The organism is Microbacterium sp. Y356 (assembly GCF_059445355.1).
The window spans coordinates 2,153,658-2,167,209 of the sequence record NZ_JCAIUE010000001.1; the positions used below are offsets into that span (position 1 = coordinate 2,153,658).

Below are 13,552 nucleotides of genomic sequence, written 5' to 3' on the forward strand. Positions count from 1 at the left end.
GTGATCGAAGGAGATCTGATGCAGTTCTATCGCGATGGATATCGCCCTGGAGACCCCGACATCCAGCCCGCAGCTCTGCAGGCACGCGAGCGTGGCGCCGAGTTCCCCGATGAGGTCGATGTTCTCATCGTCGGCACTGGTCCTGCGGGAACCGTGCTCGCCGCTCAGCTGGCAGAGTTCCCCGACATCTCCACCCGCATCGTCGAGCGCCGCACCGAGCCGCTCCAGGTCGGTCATGCCGATGGTGTTGCCTGCCGCACAGTCGAGATGTTCCAGTCCTTCGGGCTCGCCGATGCGCTTATCCGCGAGGCGTACTGGGTGAACGAGGTGCGCTTCTGGGGTCCGTCGGACGAGGATCGCTCGAAGATCACGCGCACCGGCTGGGTGAATGACACCCCAGAGGGGCTCAGCGAGTTTCCGCACGTGATCGTGAACCAGGCGCGCATGCAGCAGTACCTGCTCGAACATGCCGCCAACTCATCCAGCAGGCTCGAGGCCGAGTACGGCATCGAGTTCATCGGCTACGAGATGGAGAACTCCGACCACCCCGTCGTCGTGCGGCTGGCGCGTGCCGACGGCTCAGAGATCACCATCCGCGCGAAGTATGTTGTCGGCGGCGACGGAGCCCGCAGCAACGTGCGCCGCGCCCTCGGTATTCAGCTCAAGGGTGACGCCGCCAACCACGCGTGGGGCGTCATGGACGTGCTGGCGACCACCGACTTCCCCGACTGGCGCACGAAGAATGTCATTCAGTCAGACGGCAAGGGGAGCCTGTTGATGATCCCGCGCGAGGGCGGCAATATGGTGCGCTGCTACGTCGATCTCGGTGAAGTGTCCGCAGGCGACAGCGAGATTCGCAACAAGACCGCGGAAGAGTTGCGCGCTGTCGCGAACGAAATCCTGCACCCGTACTCCATTGACGTGCACCAGGTCGCGTGGTCGAGCGTCTACGAAGTCGGCCAGCGCGTCGCCGACCGCTTCGATGACCTGACCGCGGATGCTCCGGCAGATGCCACGCCGCACATCTTCGTCGCCGGCGACGCGTGCCACACGCACAGCGCCAAGGCCGGTCAGGGCATGAACGTGTCGATGCAGGACGCCTTCAACCTCGGCTGGAAGCTCGCCGCCGTCCTGCAGGGGCGATCGGATGCCTCATTGCTACGCACCTACTCCGAGGAGCGCCAGGCGATCGCCGTCGACCTCATTGAGTTCGACAAATACTGGTCGGCCTACATCGCTCAGCCGGCGCTCGACCCCGCGCATCCTGAGCGTGGTGGCGTCTCGCCTGCAGACATGCAGGCCGAGTTCGCTCGCCAGGGCCGTTACACCGCTGGCCTCGCGACCAAGTACACGCAATCGACCCTCACCGGCACCTCCGCGCACCAGGGGATCGCGACCGGTTTCGAGGTCGGCACACGATTCCACTCGGCGCCGGTGCGGCGCGTGGCGGATGCCCGGCCGATGCAGCTCGGCCATTCACACCGCGCTGACGGACGCTGGCGCGTTTACGCCTTCGGTGACGAAGCCGGCGTCGCGCTGAACCACTTCGCGACGTGGCTGAGCGACGGCGAAGATTCGCCGGTGCGCGCATTCACCGCAGCGGATGCCGACATCGACAGCGTCATCGACGTGCACGCGATCTTCCGTGGATCGCATCATGACGTCGACGTCACCGAGCTGCCTTCGATTCTTCTTCCGCAGTCGGGGCCGTTGGGGCTGCAGGACTGGGAGAAGACCTGGGCCGCCGATGTGAAGGACGATATTTTCGCGAGTCGCGGGATCGCAGCGGAGGGTGCGGTCGTCGTCGTCCGACCGGACCAGTACGTAGCGCACGTGCTACCGCTGTCGGCGCGTGATGAGCTGCGGAACTTCTTCGCAGGCTTCCTGCTGCCTGCGTGAGCATGCGTTACTGCTCGATACGGCTGAGAGGATGGATGCCGTGATGACCATGTCGGACCTCCCCGAACCGCAACGCCACGTCGGAAACCTCATCCGTCGTGCGCAGCAGCTGCACCTGGCGACCTGGGCGCGTGTGGCGTCCGTCGAGATCACGAGTGCGCAATACAGCATCCTCGCCGTCCTTGACCGACGTGGCGAGGCGAGCCAGCGTGAACTGTGCGACGAGGTTGACCTTGACCGATCGACGGTCGCCGACCTCGTGCGAAGGATGGAGCAGTCGGGGCTCATTGAGCGGCGGCGGGCCGAAGGCGACGCGCGACGCAACGTTGTGACTCTGACCGATCACGGCTCCGCCGAGCGGGTGCGGCTTGCGCCGATGGTGATCGAGGTGCAGCGCGAGCTGACCGGGCATCTTGATTCGACTGAGGTGGATGCGCTCTTTCGCGGACTGTGGCAGATGCTGGAGCGTCCGGAGGGTTGAGGGCGCCCTGGCGGGTCAGCCGGGGAAGGCGACCTTACGCAGCAGTTCCGTCAGTGTCTCGCGCTCGGCGTCGTTGAGGCCGGAGCGGGTGGCGGGGTCATTCGAGTGGATAGCTTGACGTGCGGCGCCGAGCGTCTCGTGGCCGAGCGGCGTCGCGATTATCGCGTTCGCGCGGCGATCGCGGGGGTCGGGTTCGCGCGCGACGAGCCCGGCGCGCTGCAGTTCGTCAACGAGAGCGACCACCTGGCTGGGGTCGAGGCGCAGAAACTCCGCGATCTCGCGCTGGGAGGTCTGCACGTCCTCGGCGGCGAGTTCGAGCACCGCATATGAGCGCACCTTGAACCCGAGTGCGTTCAGTGCCGCGTTGCCCGCAGCGTTTGCCACCGCGCTGGCGCGTGCCAGGAGAAAGCTCATGTCGCCAGTGAGCACCTGGCTGCCGAGCGGGCCAGTGGTGGAGATCGTCATGGGTTTATTGTACGGTACAGTGAGGAATCCAATAATTGAGATCTGCAAGCATTATTGGATCAAGATCTCGCATGAACCAAAGGAGCTCCATGTCTCTCAGTGGCAAAGTCGCCATCGTCACCGGATCAGGCCGGGGCTTGGGCCTCGCCTATGCCCAGGAGCTCGCACGTCACGGAGCGTCCGTCGTCATCAATGATGTCTCTGCTGAGACGGCTGCAGAAGCTGTCGCGAGCATCGAGGCCGCGGGCGGCACGGCTGTCGCCGTCGTCGCTCCCGTCGGGCCGACCGAGACGGCACAGCTGCTGGTGCAGACCGCCGTCGACACCTATGGTCGCCTTGACATCCTTGTCACCAACGCTGGCGTGCTGCGCGACACGGTGCTCTGGAAGATGAGCGACGACGACTTCGACACCGTCATCAACGTGCACCTGCGCGGCACGTTCACCTGCGTGCGAGAAGCTGCGACCTACATGCGTGCGAACGAGATCGCCGGGCGGATCATCTGCATCGGCTCGCCGACCGGGCAGCGTGGCAACTTCGGGCAGACCAACTACGCCGCGGCCAAGGCCGGCATTGTCGGGATGGTGCGCACCTGGGCGCTGGAACTCAAAAAGGCCGGCATCACGGCCAACGCGGTCGTGCCGGTCGCTGCGACCGCCATGACGGCCACGGTGCCGTACTTCGCCGCTGCGGTGGAGGCAGACGAGAAGGGGGAGGCCATGCCCGCCTTCTTCCGCCACGACCTCGGTTTCGGAACATCAGATGACGTCGCCGGCCTCATCGCATACCTTGCCTCGGATGCCGCCGCATCTGTCACAGGTCAGGCGATCGGCATCGGCGGAGACCGCATCCAGCTCTGGTCGCATCCGGAGGCGGTCGCCAGCGAATATCACGAAGGCGGCTGGTCGTACGAGACGCTCGAGGCAGAGTTCCCGACGCTGATCGGAGACAAGCAGCAGTCGGTGGGCGAGCGGTTCCCCGCACTTCCCGAAGAACTGAAGCGCTGACGCTTCGAAGGGTTCACAGAACAAAATGACCCGCTACGAATCGAACATCGACGTCGATGCGCTGACTGCGATCGACATGCACGTGCACATCGAGATCGACGCGCACGGGCATTCGTCTTTGCCGGATGACCTCAGGGATGCCGCGGCGAAGTACTTCGCCACCGACGGGCCGAACCCTGACCTCGATGGTGTCGCTGCTTACTATCGCGAGCGCAAGATGGCGGCTGTGGTGTTCACGGTGGATGCCGAAACCAACTTCGGACATTCTGCGATCTCGAGTGCGGACATCGCCGAGGGGGCAGCGCGCAACAACGACGTGCTGATCCCGTTCGGCTCCGTCGATCCGCTGAAGAAGACCGCGGTCGACGACGCCATTCGCCTCATCGAGGAGCATGGTGTGCGCGGGTTCAAGTTCCACCCGACCGTGCAGGGTTTCGATCCCAGCGACGCCGTGTACTTCCCGCTCTACGAGGCTTTACAGGAGGCGGGGGTCGTCGCGCTGTTCCACACCGGGCAGACCGGTATCGGAGCGGGCATGCGCGGTGGGCGCGGACTGCGCCTGGGGCTTTCGAACCCGATGCTGCTCGATGTGGTCGCGGCGGAGTTCGGCGATCTGCAGATCATCATGGCCCACCCTTCTGTGCCGTGGCAGGACGAAGCGCTGTCGGTTGCGACACACAAGCACAACACGTGGATTGACCTCTCCGGGTGGAGCCCGAAGTACTTCCCCGAGACGCTCGTGCGCGCTGCCAACTCGTACCTGAAGACGCGCGTGCTCTTCGGCTCTGACTTCCCGATGATCACGCCGGAGCGCTGGATCAGAGACGCCCCGCACGCAGCGTTCAAGCCCGAGGTCATGCCAGGGATCATGAAGGACAACGCGATCCGTCTTCTCGGGCTCGGTGCCTGAGGCATCCGGCATCCATTTTCAGCAATCGAAAGGCACACCATGACCACCACCGTCGCTTATACAGACATCGCCGGCCTCGCCGGAACCGACCTCGGATTCTCCGAGTGGCTGGAAGTCACCCAGGAGCGCGTGAACGTCTTCGCAGACGCCACCGATGATCACCAGTGGATCCACGTCGACGCCGAGCGTGCAGCGACCGGGCCGTTCGGTGCGCCGATCGCGCACGGCTACCTCAGCCTGTCGCTCACCGTGAAGTTCTGGAGCGAGCTCTTCGACGCAGAGGGTGTGACCACCAAGGTCAACTACGGCCTGGACAAGGTGCGGTTCGTGTCGCCCGTCAAGGTCGGCGCGCGCGTGCGCATGAACGCCGTCATCGCCGAGGTCACCGAGGTGGCCGGCGGATACCAGCTGGCCGTCGACCAGACTGTGGAGATCGAGGGCGGCGCGAAGCCTGCCGTCGTCGCGCGTGGTATCTACCGCTTCTACGCCTGATCAGGCGCCACGCGCAGTACCGACTTCGAACAGCACCGATTTCGACCAGCAATGAGGCTTCGATGAAGAACCAGGGATTGGGCACGTGGATTTCGCGTCGCCGCGTGAAATCCGAAGGCGACCTCGCGATCATCCATGGCGATCGTTCATATCGCTATGAGGAGCTCGCCGATCGGATCGATCGCTTCGCGGTCGCTCTCGCAGAGCGCGGTGTCGTCAAGGGCGACCGGGTGGTGTTCCTCGGAAACAACCATCCCGACTTCCTGACCACGTTCTTCGCCTGTGGTCTCATTGGGGCGATCTTCGTTCCGCTGAACACGCGGCTTGCTCCGCGTGAGCTGGAGTACATGATCGACGACTGCGGAGCGCGGCTGCTCGTCACGCACCACGAGGTGCGAGAGCTGGCGCGTGCAGCGGCGTGGTCGAGTGAGGTCACGAACCGTATCGTCGTCGGAGGGCCGGCAGAACTGCCAGCGGTTGAAGCGATCGATGAGGTGCTCGCTGCAGTTTCAGGAGAACCCGCCGTCGTCGAGGTCACGCTTGATGACCCGGCGATGATCCTCTACACCTCTGGGACGACCGGCCGCCCGAAGGGGGCGGTACTCACGCACGGGAATCTCACCTGGAACTCGCTCAACGTGCTCGTCGATTACGACGTCACGTCCGACGAACGGGCTCTGATGATCGCCCCGATGTTCCACGTGGCGTCCCTGAGCATGGGGGCCTTGCCGACGCTGCTGAAGGGCGGCGCTCTGGTTCTGCAAGAGAAGGTCGATCCGGGCGCCGTGCTGGATGCGATCAGGACACACGGCATCACGAGTCTGTCTGGCGTGCCGACGACCTTTCAGATGCTTGCCGAGCATGAGAATTGGGACGCCACGGATCTGTCGACGCTGCGCAAGCTCACCTGCGGTGGCTCGAGCGTTCCGCTGCGGGTCATCGAGGCTTATGAGAAGCGCGGGCTCAGCTTCTCCTCCGGCTACGGCATGACGGAGACGTCTCCTGGTGCCACGTCGCTGCCGCACCGCAAGACGAAAGAACACATTGGCTCTTCGGGACTCGCGCACTTCTTCACCGATGTGCGCGTGGTCGATGACGAAGGGCAGCCGCTGGCGGGGGGAGAGGCCGGCGAGATCGAAATCTCCGGCCCGAACGTGATGAAGGAGTACTGGCTGCGCCCTGATGCGACGCGCGACGCTCACCGAGGCGAATGGCTGCGCTCGGGTGACATCGGCGTGCTCGATGAGCAGGGCTATCTGACAATCAGTGACCGTCTGAAAGACATGATCATCTCCGGTGGAGAGAACATCTATCCGGCCGAGATCGAGCAGGTCATCATGGAGCATCCGGAGATCGACTCCGTCGCTGTCATTGGCGTGCCACACGAGCGCTGGGGTGAGGTGCCGCTCGCCATCGCCGTCAAGCGTGCCGAGATTAGTGCGGAAGATCTGCTCTCGAGCCTCAACGGACGCCTAGCGAAATACAAGATCCCGCGCGGCGTCGTCTTCGTCGACGAACTTCCGCGGACCGCGAGCGGCAAGATCCGCAAGACAGACCTGCGGGGGAAGTACACGCTGCCCGAGTAGCCTCGATCCATGGCTTCTTCCCCACCCACTCTCGCCACGCGCTGGGAACCGCTCGCGCCACAGGCGGTCGCAGCGCTTCTCGCGCCGGCATCCGTGCGGTGGTGGCTATCGGGGGGTGTCGCCCTCGATCGGTGGTTGGGGCGGTCGATCCGCCCACGCCCGAACACGGATGTGAGCGTCATCGCGGCAGATCTGGGTGATCTGGTGGCGAGTCTTCCGGCGGGATTCACGGCGTGGGTGCCTTCCAACGGCACGTCCGGCGATGACGGTGATGACCTGGTTGCCTTTGCGGATGCCCCGGCCGATGCCGACCTGCAGCCGGTGCTCGTACGTGACGACGCGAAGGATGTCTGGGTGCTCCAGGTGAACGTCGAGGACGGCGCCCCCAGTGCCTGGGTGTACAAGCGCGACCCGCGCCTGCAGCTGCCATGGGACCGCGCGGTGCTCGACATCGATGGCATCCCTACCGGCGCTCCTGAGGTTCAGCTGGTGTGGAAGGCGCTGCGCCCCCGGCCGGAGGATGACACAGACAAGGATGCTGTGCTGCCTGATCTCACCGATGAGGCAAAGGCCTGGTACGAAAAGGCGATCCTGTCGATCCATCCGCACTCGTCGTGGTCCATCCACGTGCGCAGCCCCTTCGCTCCCGCAAAAGCCAGCTGGAACAAGAGCACGCGCGGGTGAACCTATATCGCTTTACGTGAATTGAGATGATTTCACTCCTCAATTCACGATAAGTTGAGCATGGCTGAGGAGGTGTTCTCGCATGATTAATCGCGTGACGTGGGAGCGGATCGATGCTGTCGTCGATGAGTATCGGCAGATTGCTGCGGAGAATCCCGAGGCGCTGGAGCAGATTGCGCTAGCCGAGCTGGCCGAATCGGTGCAGCAGTCGAATGCCATCGAGAACTCCACGCTCACGCTCGACGATACCGAGCGGATTCTCGCCGGGCTCATGCCCGCAACCCGTAGCGATCTTCGCGAGGTGTACGAGGCGAAGAACCTCGCGGACGTCACCGCGGATCTGCTGAACGGCACCGAATCGTTCTCCAGCGACCTGATCCTGCGCTGGCACGGGATGCTCTTGGCGGGCATCCGCGACGACGTGGCAGGGAGATTCCGCCGCGCGGAGGAGTGGGTGCGGGTGGGTGGGCACTTGGGCGCCAACCCTGCGTTCGTGCCCGATCTGGTCGGGGAAGCTGTCGCCCGATTTCAGGTCGACGAATCGATACCGCAACTAGAACGCATTGCGTGGTTCCACTGCGAGTTCGAGATCCTCCATCCCTTTGTCGACGGCAACGGTCGGATAGGACGCGTGCTGATCAATAAGCAACTGCAAGACATCGGGTTGCCCCCGGTGATCGTGCGGGCGCGTAATCGGCATGTCGACTACTATCCGGTGCTTGCGGAGTATGCGAAGACGAACTCTCATGACGGCATGACTCGTCTGCTGGCGCTCTTGATGCTCGAATCACTGCACAAGCGCATCGCTCTCATCACCAGTCGCCGCGTCATCCCGCTCGCCGATTGGGTTCGCGCTGTCGGCATCAGCGGCGCATCGGCGACGAACAAAGCGAAGCGGCAGACGATCCCGGCATTCCGCATACGCGATCGTTGGATGATCGCCGAGGAATATCGCTGACGCTAGTCATTCCTGCCGGTACTCATCGGTCGTCACGGCATCGCGCACCACGGAGCGGAACCATTTCTGGGCCGGTGACAGGCTCGCCTCACGCCGCGTGTACAGGGACACCGGCGTGCTGTGTCCTGGCCACGGCAGCTCCGCGATTTGCAGGCCGGGGAACCATCCGCTGAAGACTTCTGCGACGTGCCGGGGCAGGAGCACCACCAGGTCGGTGGCTTCCAGTACCGCGGGCACGGTGGCGTACTCCTCCACGGTCAACGCCACCTGTGACATCAGGCCATGCTCGGTCAGCGCCTGGAGCGGGAAAACATGCCCGCCACGGGCGGAGACCCGAATGAAGTGACGTCCGGTGAACATCTGCGGTATCGGTGCAGGCAACGGATGCGCGCCGGACGAAAGCGCCACATACTCGACGCTGCGCACGCGCGTGCGCCACAGGCGGGGCGTACCGAGCAGCGACACGGTCATCGCGAGGTCGATGCTCCCTCGGATCAGCCCGTCCTCGACCTGATCGGCATCCAACCTCTCCACCTGCAGGTGCGGTCTGGATGCCTCGCGTGCCAGAGCGACCATGATCGGCGGGAGGAAGGTCTGTTCGCCGATTGAGGTCAGCCCGAGTGTGAGCACTCCGCTGAAATTCGACGGTTCGAAGGCATCCGGATCACTCACGGTCGAATCGATCTGCGCCAGCGCTTCATGCAGCGGAGCGAAAAGCTGCGTTGCTCGCGCAGTAGGCACCATGTCATGCCCCTCGCGGCGGAACAGGTCGTCATCGAAACGCTCGCGGAGCCGTTTCAGGGTGTAGCTGACGGTCGGCTGCGTGACGTGAAGACTGTCGGCCGTCGCCGTGACGCTCCGCAGTTCGTAGAGCACGACGAAGGTCCGAAGTTGGTTCAGATCAACGAGTGACATCTATCGATCCCATCTATGGGTGGCGCGGATTAAATCTATTGGATCATATGTCCAGGGCGGCCTAAAGTCGTGGGTAGCAGCACCCGCGCAGCTTTCAGCATTAGCGGCTTCCGCATGCACCCTCTCGAGTGACAAGGACGACACGCGTTGATCATCGACATTCACGGCCATTACACCACCGCCCCCGCGCAGCTGGGGGCCTGGCGTGATCTGCAGATCGCCTTTACCGAGGGCAAGGGTGGGGCGCCTGACTCTTCTGCACTGCGGATCAGTGACGACGATATCCGCGAGACCATCGAGGCCAATCAGCTCAAGCTCATGAATGAGCGCGGCAGCGACGTGACGGTCTTCAGCCCCCGCGCCTCGTTCATGGCCCACCACATCGGCGACCTCGAGGTCAGCAAGACCTGGGCACGCATCTGCAACGACCTCGTCGCCCGAGTGAGCTCCCTGTACCCCGACCGCTTCCTGATGGGCGCGATGCTCCCGCAGTCGCCCGGCGCGGACCCCGCGACCACGATCGACGAGCTGACCCGCGCCGTCGAAGAGCTCGGCGCGGTCACCGTCAACCTCAACCCCGATCCCTCTGGCGGGAAGTGGAGCGCCCCGGCGCTCACCGACCGCTCCTGGTACCCGATCTACGAGAAGCTCGTCGAGTACGAGATCCCGGCGATGGTGCACGTCAGCACCACGTGCCGCCCAGATGTGTTCCACACCACTGGCGACCACTACCTCGGCGCCGATACCACCGCGTTCATGCAGCTACTCAAGGGCGATCTGTTCAAGGACTTCCCCGACCTCAAGCTCGTTATCCCGCACGGTGGCGGTGCAGTTCCCTATCACTGGGGGCGCTTCCGCGGTCTCGCGATGGCACTGGGCAAGCCTGAGTTGGAAGAGCACCTGCTGGGCAACGTCTACTTCGACACCTGCGTGTACCACCAGCCCGGAATCGACCTGCTGACCGATGTCGTCCCCACCGAAAACATCCTGTTCGCCAGCGAGATGATTGGCGCCGTCCGCGACATCGACCCTCGCACCGGCAACTACTTCGATGACACCAAGAAGTACGTCGATGCCACTCCGAATCTGTCCGACTCCCAGCGCGCGCACGTGTTCGAGGGCAACGCCCGTCGTGTCTACCCGCGCCTCGACCGCGCGCTGACCGCCCGCGGGCTGTGAAAGGAAAACCATGCGCCTGAACAACCTCGGCCTCGTCCGTACGAACATTGAGCGTCCCGATCCCGAAGACGTGGCTCGCCTCTCGCAGTTCGGCGTCGCCACGATCCATGAAGCGATGGGTCGCGTCGGTCTGATGCGTCCCTACATCCGCCCCGTCTGGAACGGCGCGAAGCTGTGCGGACCCGCCGTTACGGTGCTGCTGCAGCCAGGTGACAACTGGATGTTCCACGTCGCCGCCGAGCAAGTGCAGGAGGGTGATGTCATCGTCGCCGGCTGCACCACCGAGAGCGAAGACGGCTTCTTCGGCGACCTGCTCGCCACCTCCCTCACCGCGCGCGGATGCAAGGGCCTCGTCATCGACGGCGGCGTACGCGACGTCGCCGACCTCGAGAAGATGGGCTTCCCGGTGTTCTCGCGTGCCATCAACTCCAAGGGCACCGTCAAGGCCACTCTCGGCTCGGTGAATGTGCCCGTTGTGGCAGCGAACGCGCTCGTCAATCCCGGTGACGTGGTCGTCGCCGATGTCGATGGCGTTGTCGTCGTGCCGCGCGAACTGGTTGGGGCAGTGGCGGATGCCAGCCAGAAGCGCGAGGACAACGAAGAAGCCAAGCGCCAGAAGTTCCGCGAGGGAGTCCTCGGGCTCGACATCTACGGCATGCGTGAGCCCCTGGCCGCGGCCGGCCTGGAATACGTGGAGGACTGATGACGCACGGCGACACCACAGGCGGCTTTGAGAAGTCACCGGGCTGGCTGGACTGGTACGACGGTCCCAGCACGCCGAAGTTCACTCTGCCCGAGGGTGCCGTCGACGCGCACTGCCACGTCTTCGGACCCGGCGAGCAGTTCCCCTACGCACCCGAGCGCAAATACACCCCGTGTGATGCCTCGGCAGAGCAGCTGTTCGCTCTGCGTGATCACCTCGGTTTCGATCGCAACGTCATCGTGCAGGCCACCTGCCATGGCGCTGACAACACTGCCCTCGTGGACGCGCTGCAGCGCAGCGAAGGCCGCGCACGCGGTGTCGCGACTGTGCGCCGCGACGTGACCGATGAGCAGCTCGCCGAGTTGCATGAGGCTGGCGTCCGCGGTGTGCGTTTCAACTTTGTCAAGCGTCTCGTCGATCGGGTCCCCACCGACTCGCTTGAGGAGATCGTCTCGAAGATCACCCCTCTCGGATGGCACGTCGTCATTTACTTCGAGGCCGAGGATCTTCCCGAGTTGTACGACTTCTTCTCAGGCATCCAAGCCGATCTCGTCGTCGATCACATGGGTCGGCCCGACGTCACCAAAGACCCGAACGGCCCTGAGTTCGAGCTGTTCCTGCGGTTCATGCGAGAGAACCCCAATGTATGGACCAAGGTCTCGTGCCCCGAGCGCTTGAGCGTCACTGGTCCGCGCGCGCTGCCTGAAGAGCTCACAGGTGGCGAGCAGCACGCGTATACCGACGTCGTGCCGTTCGCCCGTCGCGTGGTCGAAGAGTTCCCCGACCGCGTGCTGTGGGGCACCGACTGGCCCCACCCCAACCTCAAAGACCACATGCCGGATGACGGACTGTTGGTCGACTACATCCCCCAGATCGCGACGACGCCCGAGCTGCAGCGCAAGCTGCTGGTGGACAACCCGCGCCGCCTCTACTGGCCGGAATCTCTGAACACCGAAGGAGCATGACATGGCACTCGACAAGCCGTACAAGGACATTCCAGGCACGACCATCTACGACGCCGAGCAGGCGCGTAAGGGTTTTCATCTGAACCAGTTCGCGATGTCGCTGATGAAGCCAGAGAACCGACAGCGTTTCCTCGCCGACCAGGCAGCGTACCTCGACGAATGGCCGCTCAACGCGCGGCAGCGCCAGGCCGTGCTCGACATGGACATGAACACCATGATCGACGAGGGCGGCAACATCTACTTCCTGGCCAAGATCGGCGCCACGCACGGGATGAGCTTCCAGCAGATGGCCGGTTCCATGACCGGCATGTCGGAAGCCGCCTACCGCGACATGATGATCGGCGGTGGGCGCCGCCCCGAGGGTAACCGCCTCAAGGATCTCGACGGTTGGACCCCTCCTGAGCCCGGCGAGAAAGCCGACACCTTCCGCCCGAACGCTCCGGCAAAGTACACCTCGGCGCTGTTCACCTCGCACGTGCCGGCGATCGGTGCCGCGATGGACCTCGGCAAGACAGAGGAGCCGTACTGGAAGAAGGTCTTCGACGGCTACCAGTGGACGCGCAAGTGGGTCAAGGAGAGCCGGCCTGACGTCGTCATCCTGGTCTACAACGACCACGCCACCGCGTTTGACGCCTCGATCATCCCCACCTTCGTGCTCGGCACTGGGGCTGAGTATCCTGTCGCCGACGAGGGCTACGGTCCCCGCCCGGTGCCCGGTGTCAAGGGCTACCCCGAGCTGGCGGCGCACATCGCGCAGTCGGTGATCCAGGATGACTTCGACCTCACTCTCGTCAACGAGATGGTCGTAGATCACGGCCTCACCGTGCCGCTCTCGCTCGTGTTCGGCGACGTCGAGGAGTGGCCGGTCAAGGTCATCCCGCTTGCCGTCAACGTCGTGCAGTATCCGGTGCCGTCTGGCCGTCGTTGCTACGAGCTCGGGCGTGCGCTTCGCCGTGCCCTCGACAAGTGGGACGGCGAAGAGCTCAACGTGCAGATCTGGGGCACCGGTGGCATGAGCCACCAGCTCCAGGGTCCGCGCGCCGGTCTCATCAACGAGGAGTGGGACAACGCGTTCCTCGACCACCTCATCGCCGACCCGCTGGGGCTCACCGAGTGGCACCACATGGAGTACGTTGACGAGGCTGGGTCCGAAGGCATCGAGCTCGTCGACTGGCTCATCGCACGCGGTGCGATGGATGATCAGTTCGGTGGCGATGCTCCTGAGCTGAACCACCGGTTCTACCATGTGCCCGCGTCGAACACCGCGGTCGGACACATGGTGCTGACCAACCCGTCCGCCTGACGCAC

At 64.1% G+C, this 13,552-nt stretch carries 14 protein-coding genes; 12 read left to right on the plus strand and 2 right to left on the minus strand.

Features of this window, described 5'->3' with window-relative positions; translation table 11 throughout:
- The first annotated feature begins 18 nt into the window (after positions 1-18).
- On the plus strand, positions 19-1,899 hold the full coding sequence (locus tag AC1C2Q_RS10400) for an FAD-dependent monooxygenase (RefSeq protein WP_495450022.1): 1,881 nt from the start codon (positions 19-21) through the stop codon (positions 1,897-1,899).
- Positions 1,900-1,942: 43 nt separating this feature from the next.
- The gene (locus AC1C2Q_RS10405) at positions 1,943-2,380 is read left to right on the plus strand and encodes a MarR family winged helix-turn-helix transcriptional regulator (protein WP_495450023.1); all 438 of its coding nucleotides are present in this window, start codon (positions 1,943-1,945) and stop codon (positions 2,378-2,380) included.
- Between the two features lie 15 nt (positions 2,381-2,395).
- Here AC1C2Q_RS10405 and AC1C2Q_RS10410 read toward each other — a convergent pair whose 3' ends face one another.
- Positions 2,396-2,845, minus strand: coding sequence for a MarR family winged helix-turn-helix transcriptional regulator (locus AC1C2Q_RS10410; RefSeq protein ID WP_495450025.1), 450 nt, complete (start codon positions 2,843-2,845; stop codon positions 2,396-2,398).
- An 89-nt stretch (positions 2,846-2,934) separates the two neighbouring features.
- Here AC1C2Q_RS10410 and AC1C2Q_RS10415 point away from each other — a divergent pair, with 89 nt between their 5' ends.
- The 6 genes from AC1C2Q_RS10415 (at position 2,935) to AC1C2Q_RS10440 (ending at position 8,482) form a co-directional block, all read left to right on the plus strand.
- The gene (locus AC1C2Q_RS10415; RefSeq protein WP_495450026.1) at positions 2,935-3,852 is read left to right on the plus strand and encodes an SDR family NAD(P)-dependent oxidoreductase; all 918 of its coding nucleotides are present in this window, start codon (positions 2,935-2,937) and stop codon (positions 3,850-3,852) included.
- Positions 3,853-3,877: 25 nt separating this feature from the next.
- Positions 3,878-4,762, plus strand: a complete 885-nt coding sequence (locus AC1C2Q_RS10420) for an amidohydrolase family protein (protein ID WP_495450027.1) — start codon at positions 3,878-3,880, stop codon at positions 4,760-4,762.
- A gap of 39 nt (positions 4,763-4,801) precedes the next feature.
- Positions 4,802-5,254 carry a MaoC family dehydratase gene (locus tag AC1C2Q_RS10425; RefSeq protein WP_495450028.1) on the plus strand — a complete coding sequence of 151 codons (453 nt, stop codon included), beginning with the start codon at positions 4,802-4,804 and terminating at the stop codon, positions 5,252-5,254.
- Positions 5,255-5,316: 62 nt separating this feature from the next.
- Positions 5,317-6,840, plus strand: coding sequence for an acyl-CoA synthetase (locus AC1C2Q_RS10430; protein WP_495450029.1), 1,524 nt, complete (start codon positions 5,317-5,319; stop codon positions 6,838-6,840).
- 9 nt (positions 6,841-6,849) lie between these two features.
- A complete protein-coding gene (locus tag AC1C2Q_RS10435) occupies positions 6,850-7,524 on the plus strand; it encodes a hypothetical protein (RefSeq protein WP_495450030.1) in 675 nt (224 codons plus the stop codon).
- Positions 7,525-7,606: 82 nt separating this feature from the next.
- A complete protein-coding gene (locus tag AC1C2Q_RS10440) occupies positions 7,607-8,482 on the plus strand; it encodes a Fic family protein (protein ID WP_495450031.1) in 876 nt (291 codons plus the stop codon).
- Between the two features lie 6 nt (positions 8,483-8,488).
- On the opposite strand, the gene AC1C2Q_RS10445 is transcribed toward AC1C2Q_RS10440, so the two are convergent.
- Positions 8,489-9,397 (minus strand): LysR family transcriptional regulator, encoded by a 909-nt coding sequence (locus AC1C2Q_RS10445; protein WP_495450032.1) that lies wholly within the window; start codon positions 9,395-9,397, stop codon positions 8,489-8,491.
- A 147-nt stretch (positions 9,398-9,544) separates the two neighbouring features.
- Here AC1C2Q_RS10445 and AC1C2Q_RS10450 point away from each other — a divergent pair, with 147 nt between their 5' ends.
- From AC1C2Q_RS10450 to AC1C2Q_RS10465, 4 genes are read left to right on the plus strand one after another with little or no spacing between them, the layout of a single operon-like run.
- Complete coding sequence (locus tag AC1C2Q_RS10450; RefSeq protein WP_495450033.1) at positions 9,545-10,576, plus strand: amidohydrolase family protein; 1,032 nt, start codon at positions 9,545-9,547, stop codon at positions 10,574-10,576.
- Positions 10,577-10,586: 10 nt separating this feature from the next.
- A complete protein-coding gene (gene ligK / locus AC1C2Q_RS10455) occupies positions 10,587-11,279 on the plus strand; it encodes a 4-carboxy-4-hydroxy-2-oxoadipate aldolase/oxaloacetate decarboxylase (RefSeq protein ID WP_495431030.1) in 693 nt (230 codons plus the stop codon).
- Positions 11,279-12,244: an amidohydrolase family protein gene (locus tag AC1C2Q_RS10460; protein WP_495450034.1), complete on the plus strand. Its 966-nt coding sequence runs from the start codon at positions 11,279-11,281 to the stop codon at positions 12,242-12,244. The genes ligK and AC1C2Q_RS10460 overlap by 1 nt, the downstream gene beginning before the upstream one ends.
- A gap of 1 nt (position 12,245) precedes the next feature.
- Positions 12,246-13,547: a protocatechuate 4,5-dioxygenase subunit alpha/beta gene (locus AC1C2Q_RS10465; protein ID WP_495431032.1), complete on the plus strand. Its 1,302-nt coding sequence runs from the start codon at positions 12,246-12,248 to the stop codon at positions 13,545-13,547.
- Positions 13,548-13,552: the final 5 nt, after the last annotated feature.

Bases quoted from the DNA above. Each gene is read 5' to 3' on its own strand.
- AC1C2Q_RS10465 (WP_495431032.1), top strand. From the start codon at position 12,246: ATGGCACTCGACAAGCCGTACAAGGACATTCCAGGCACGACCATCTAC.
- AC1C2Q_RS10405 (WP_495450023.1), top strand. From the start codon at position 1,943: ATGACCATGTCGGACCTCCCCGAACCGCAACGCCACGTCGGAAACCTC.
- ligK (WP_495431030.1), top strand. From the start codon at position 10,587: ATGCGCCTGAACAACCTCGGCCTCGTCCGTACGAACATTGAGCGTCCC.
- AC1C2Q_RS10440 (WP_495450031.1), top strand. From the start codon at position 7,607: ATGATTAATCGCGTGACGTGGGAGCGGATCGATGCTGTCGTCGATGAG.
- AC1C2Q_RS10460 (WP_495450034.1), top strand. From the start codon at position 11,279: ATGACGCACGGCGACACCACAGGCGGCTTTGAGAAGTCACCGGGCTGG.
- AC1C2Q_RS10410 (WP_495450025.1), bottom strand. From the start codon at position 2,845: ATGACGATCTCCACCACTGGCCCGCTCGGCAGCCAGGTGCTCACTGGC.
- AC1C2Q_RS10430 (WP_495450029.1), top strand. From the start codon at position 5,317: ATGAAGAACCAGGGATTGGGCACGTGGATTTCGCGTCGCCGCGTGAAA.
- AC1C2Q_RS10415 (WP_495450026.1), top strand. From the start codon at position 2,935: ATGTCTCTCAGTGGCAAAGTCGCCATCGTCACCGGATCAGGCCGGGGC.
- AC1C2Q_RS10435 (WP_495450030.1), top strand. From the start codon at position 6,850: ATGGCTTCTTCCCCACCCACTCTCGCCACGCGCTGGGAACCGCTCGCG.
- AC1C2Q_RS10445 (WP_495450032.1), bottom strand. From the start codon at position 9,397: ATGTCACTCGTTGATCTGAACCAACTTCGGACCTTCGTCGTGCTCTAC.
- AC1C2Q_RS10425 (WP_495450028.1), top strand. From the start codon at position 4,802: ATGACCACCACCGTCGCTTATACAGACATCGCCGGCCTCGCCGGAACC.
- AC1C2Q_RS10420 (WP_495450027.1), top strand. From the start codon at position 3,878: ATGACCCGCTACGAATCGAACATCGACGTCGATGCGCTGACTGCGATC.
- AC1C2Q_RS10400 (WP_495450022.1), top strand. From the start codon at position 19: ATGCAGTTCTATCGCGATGGATATCGCCCTGGAGACCCCGACATCCAG.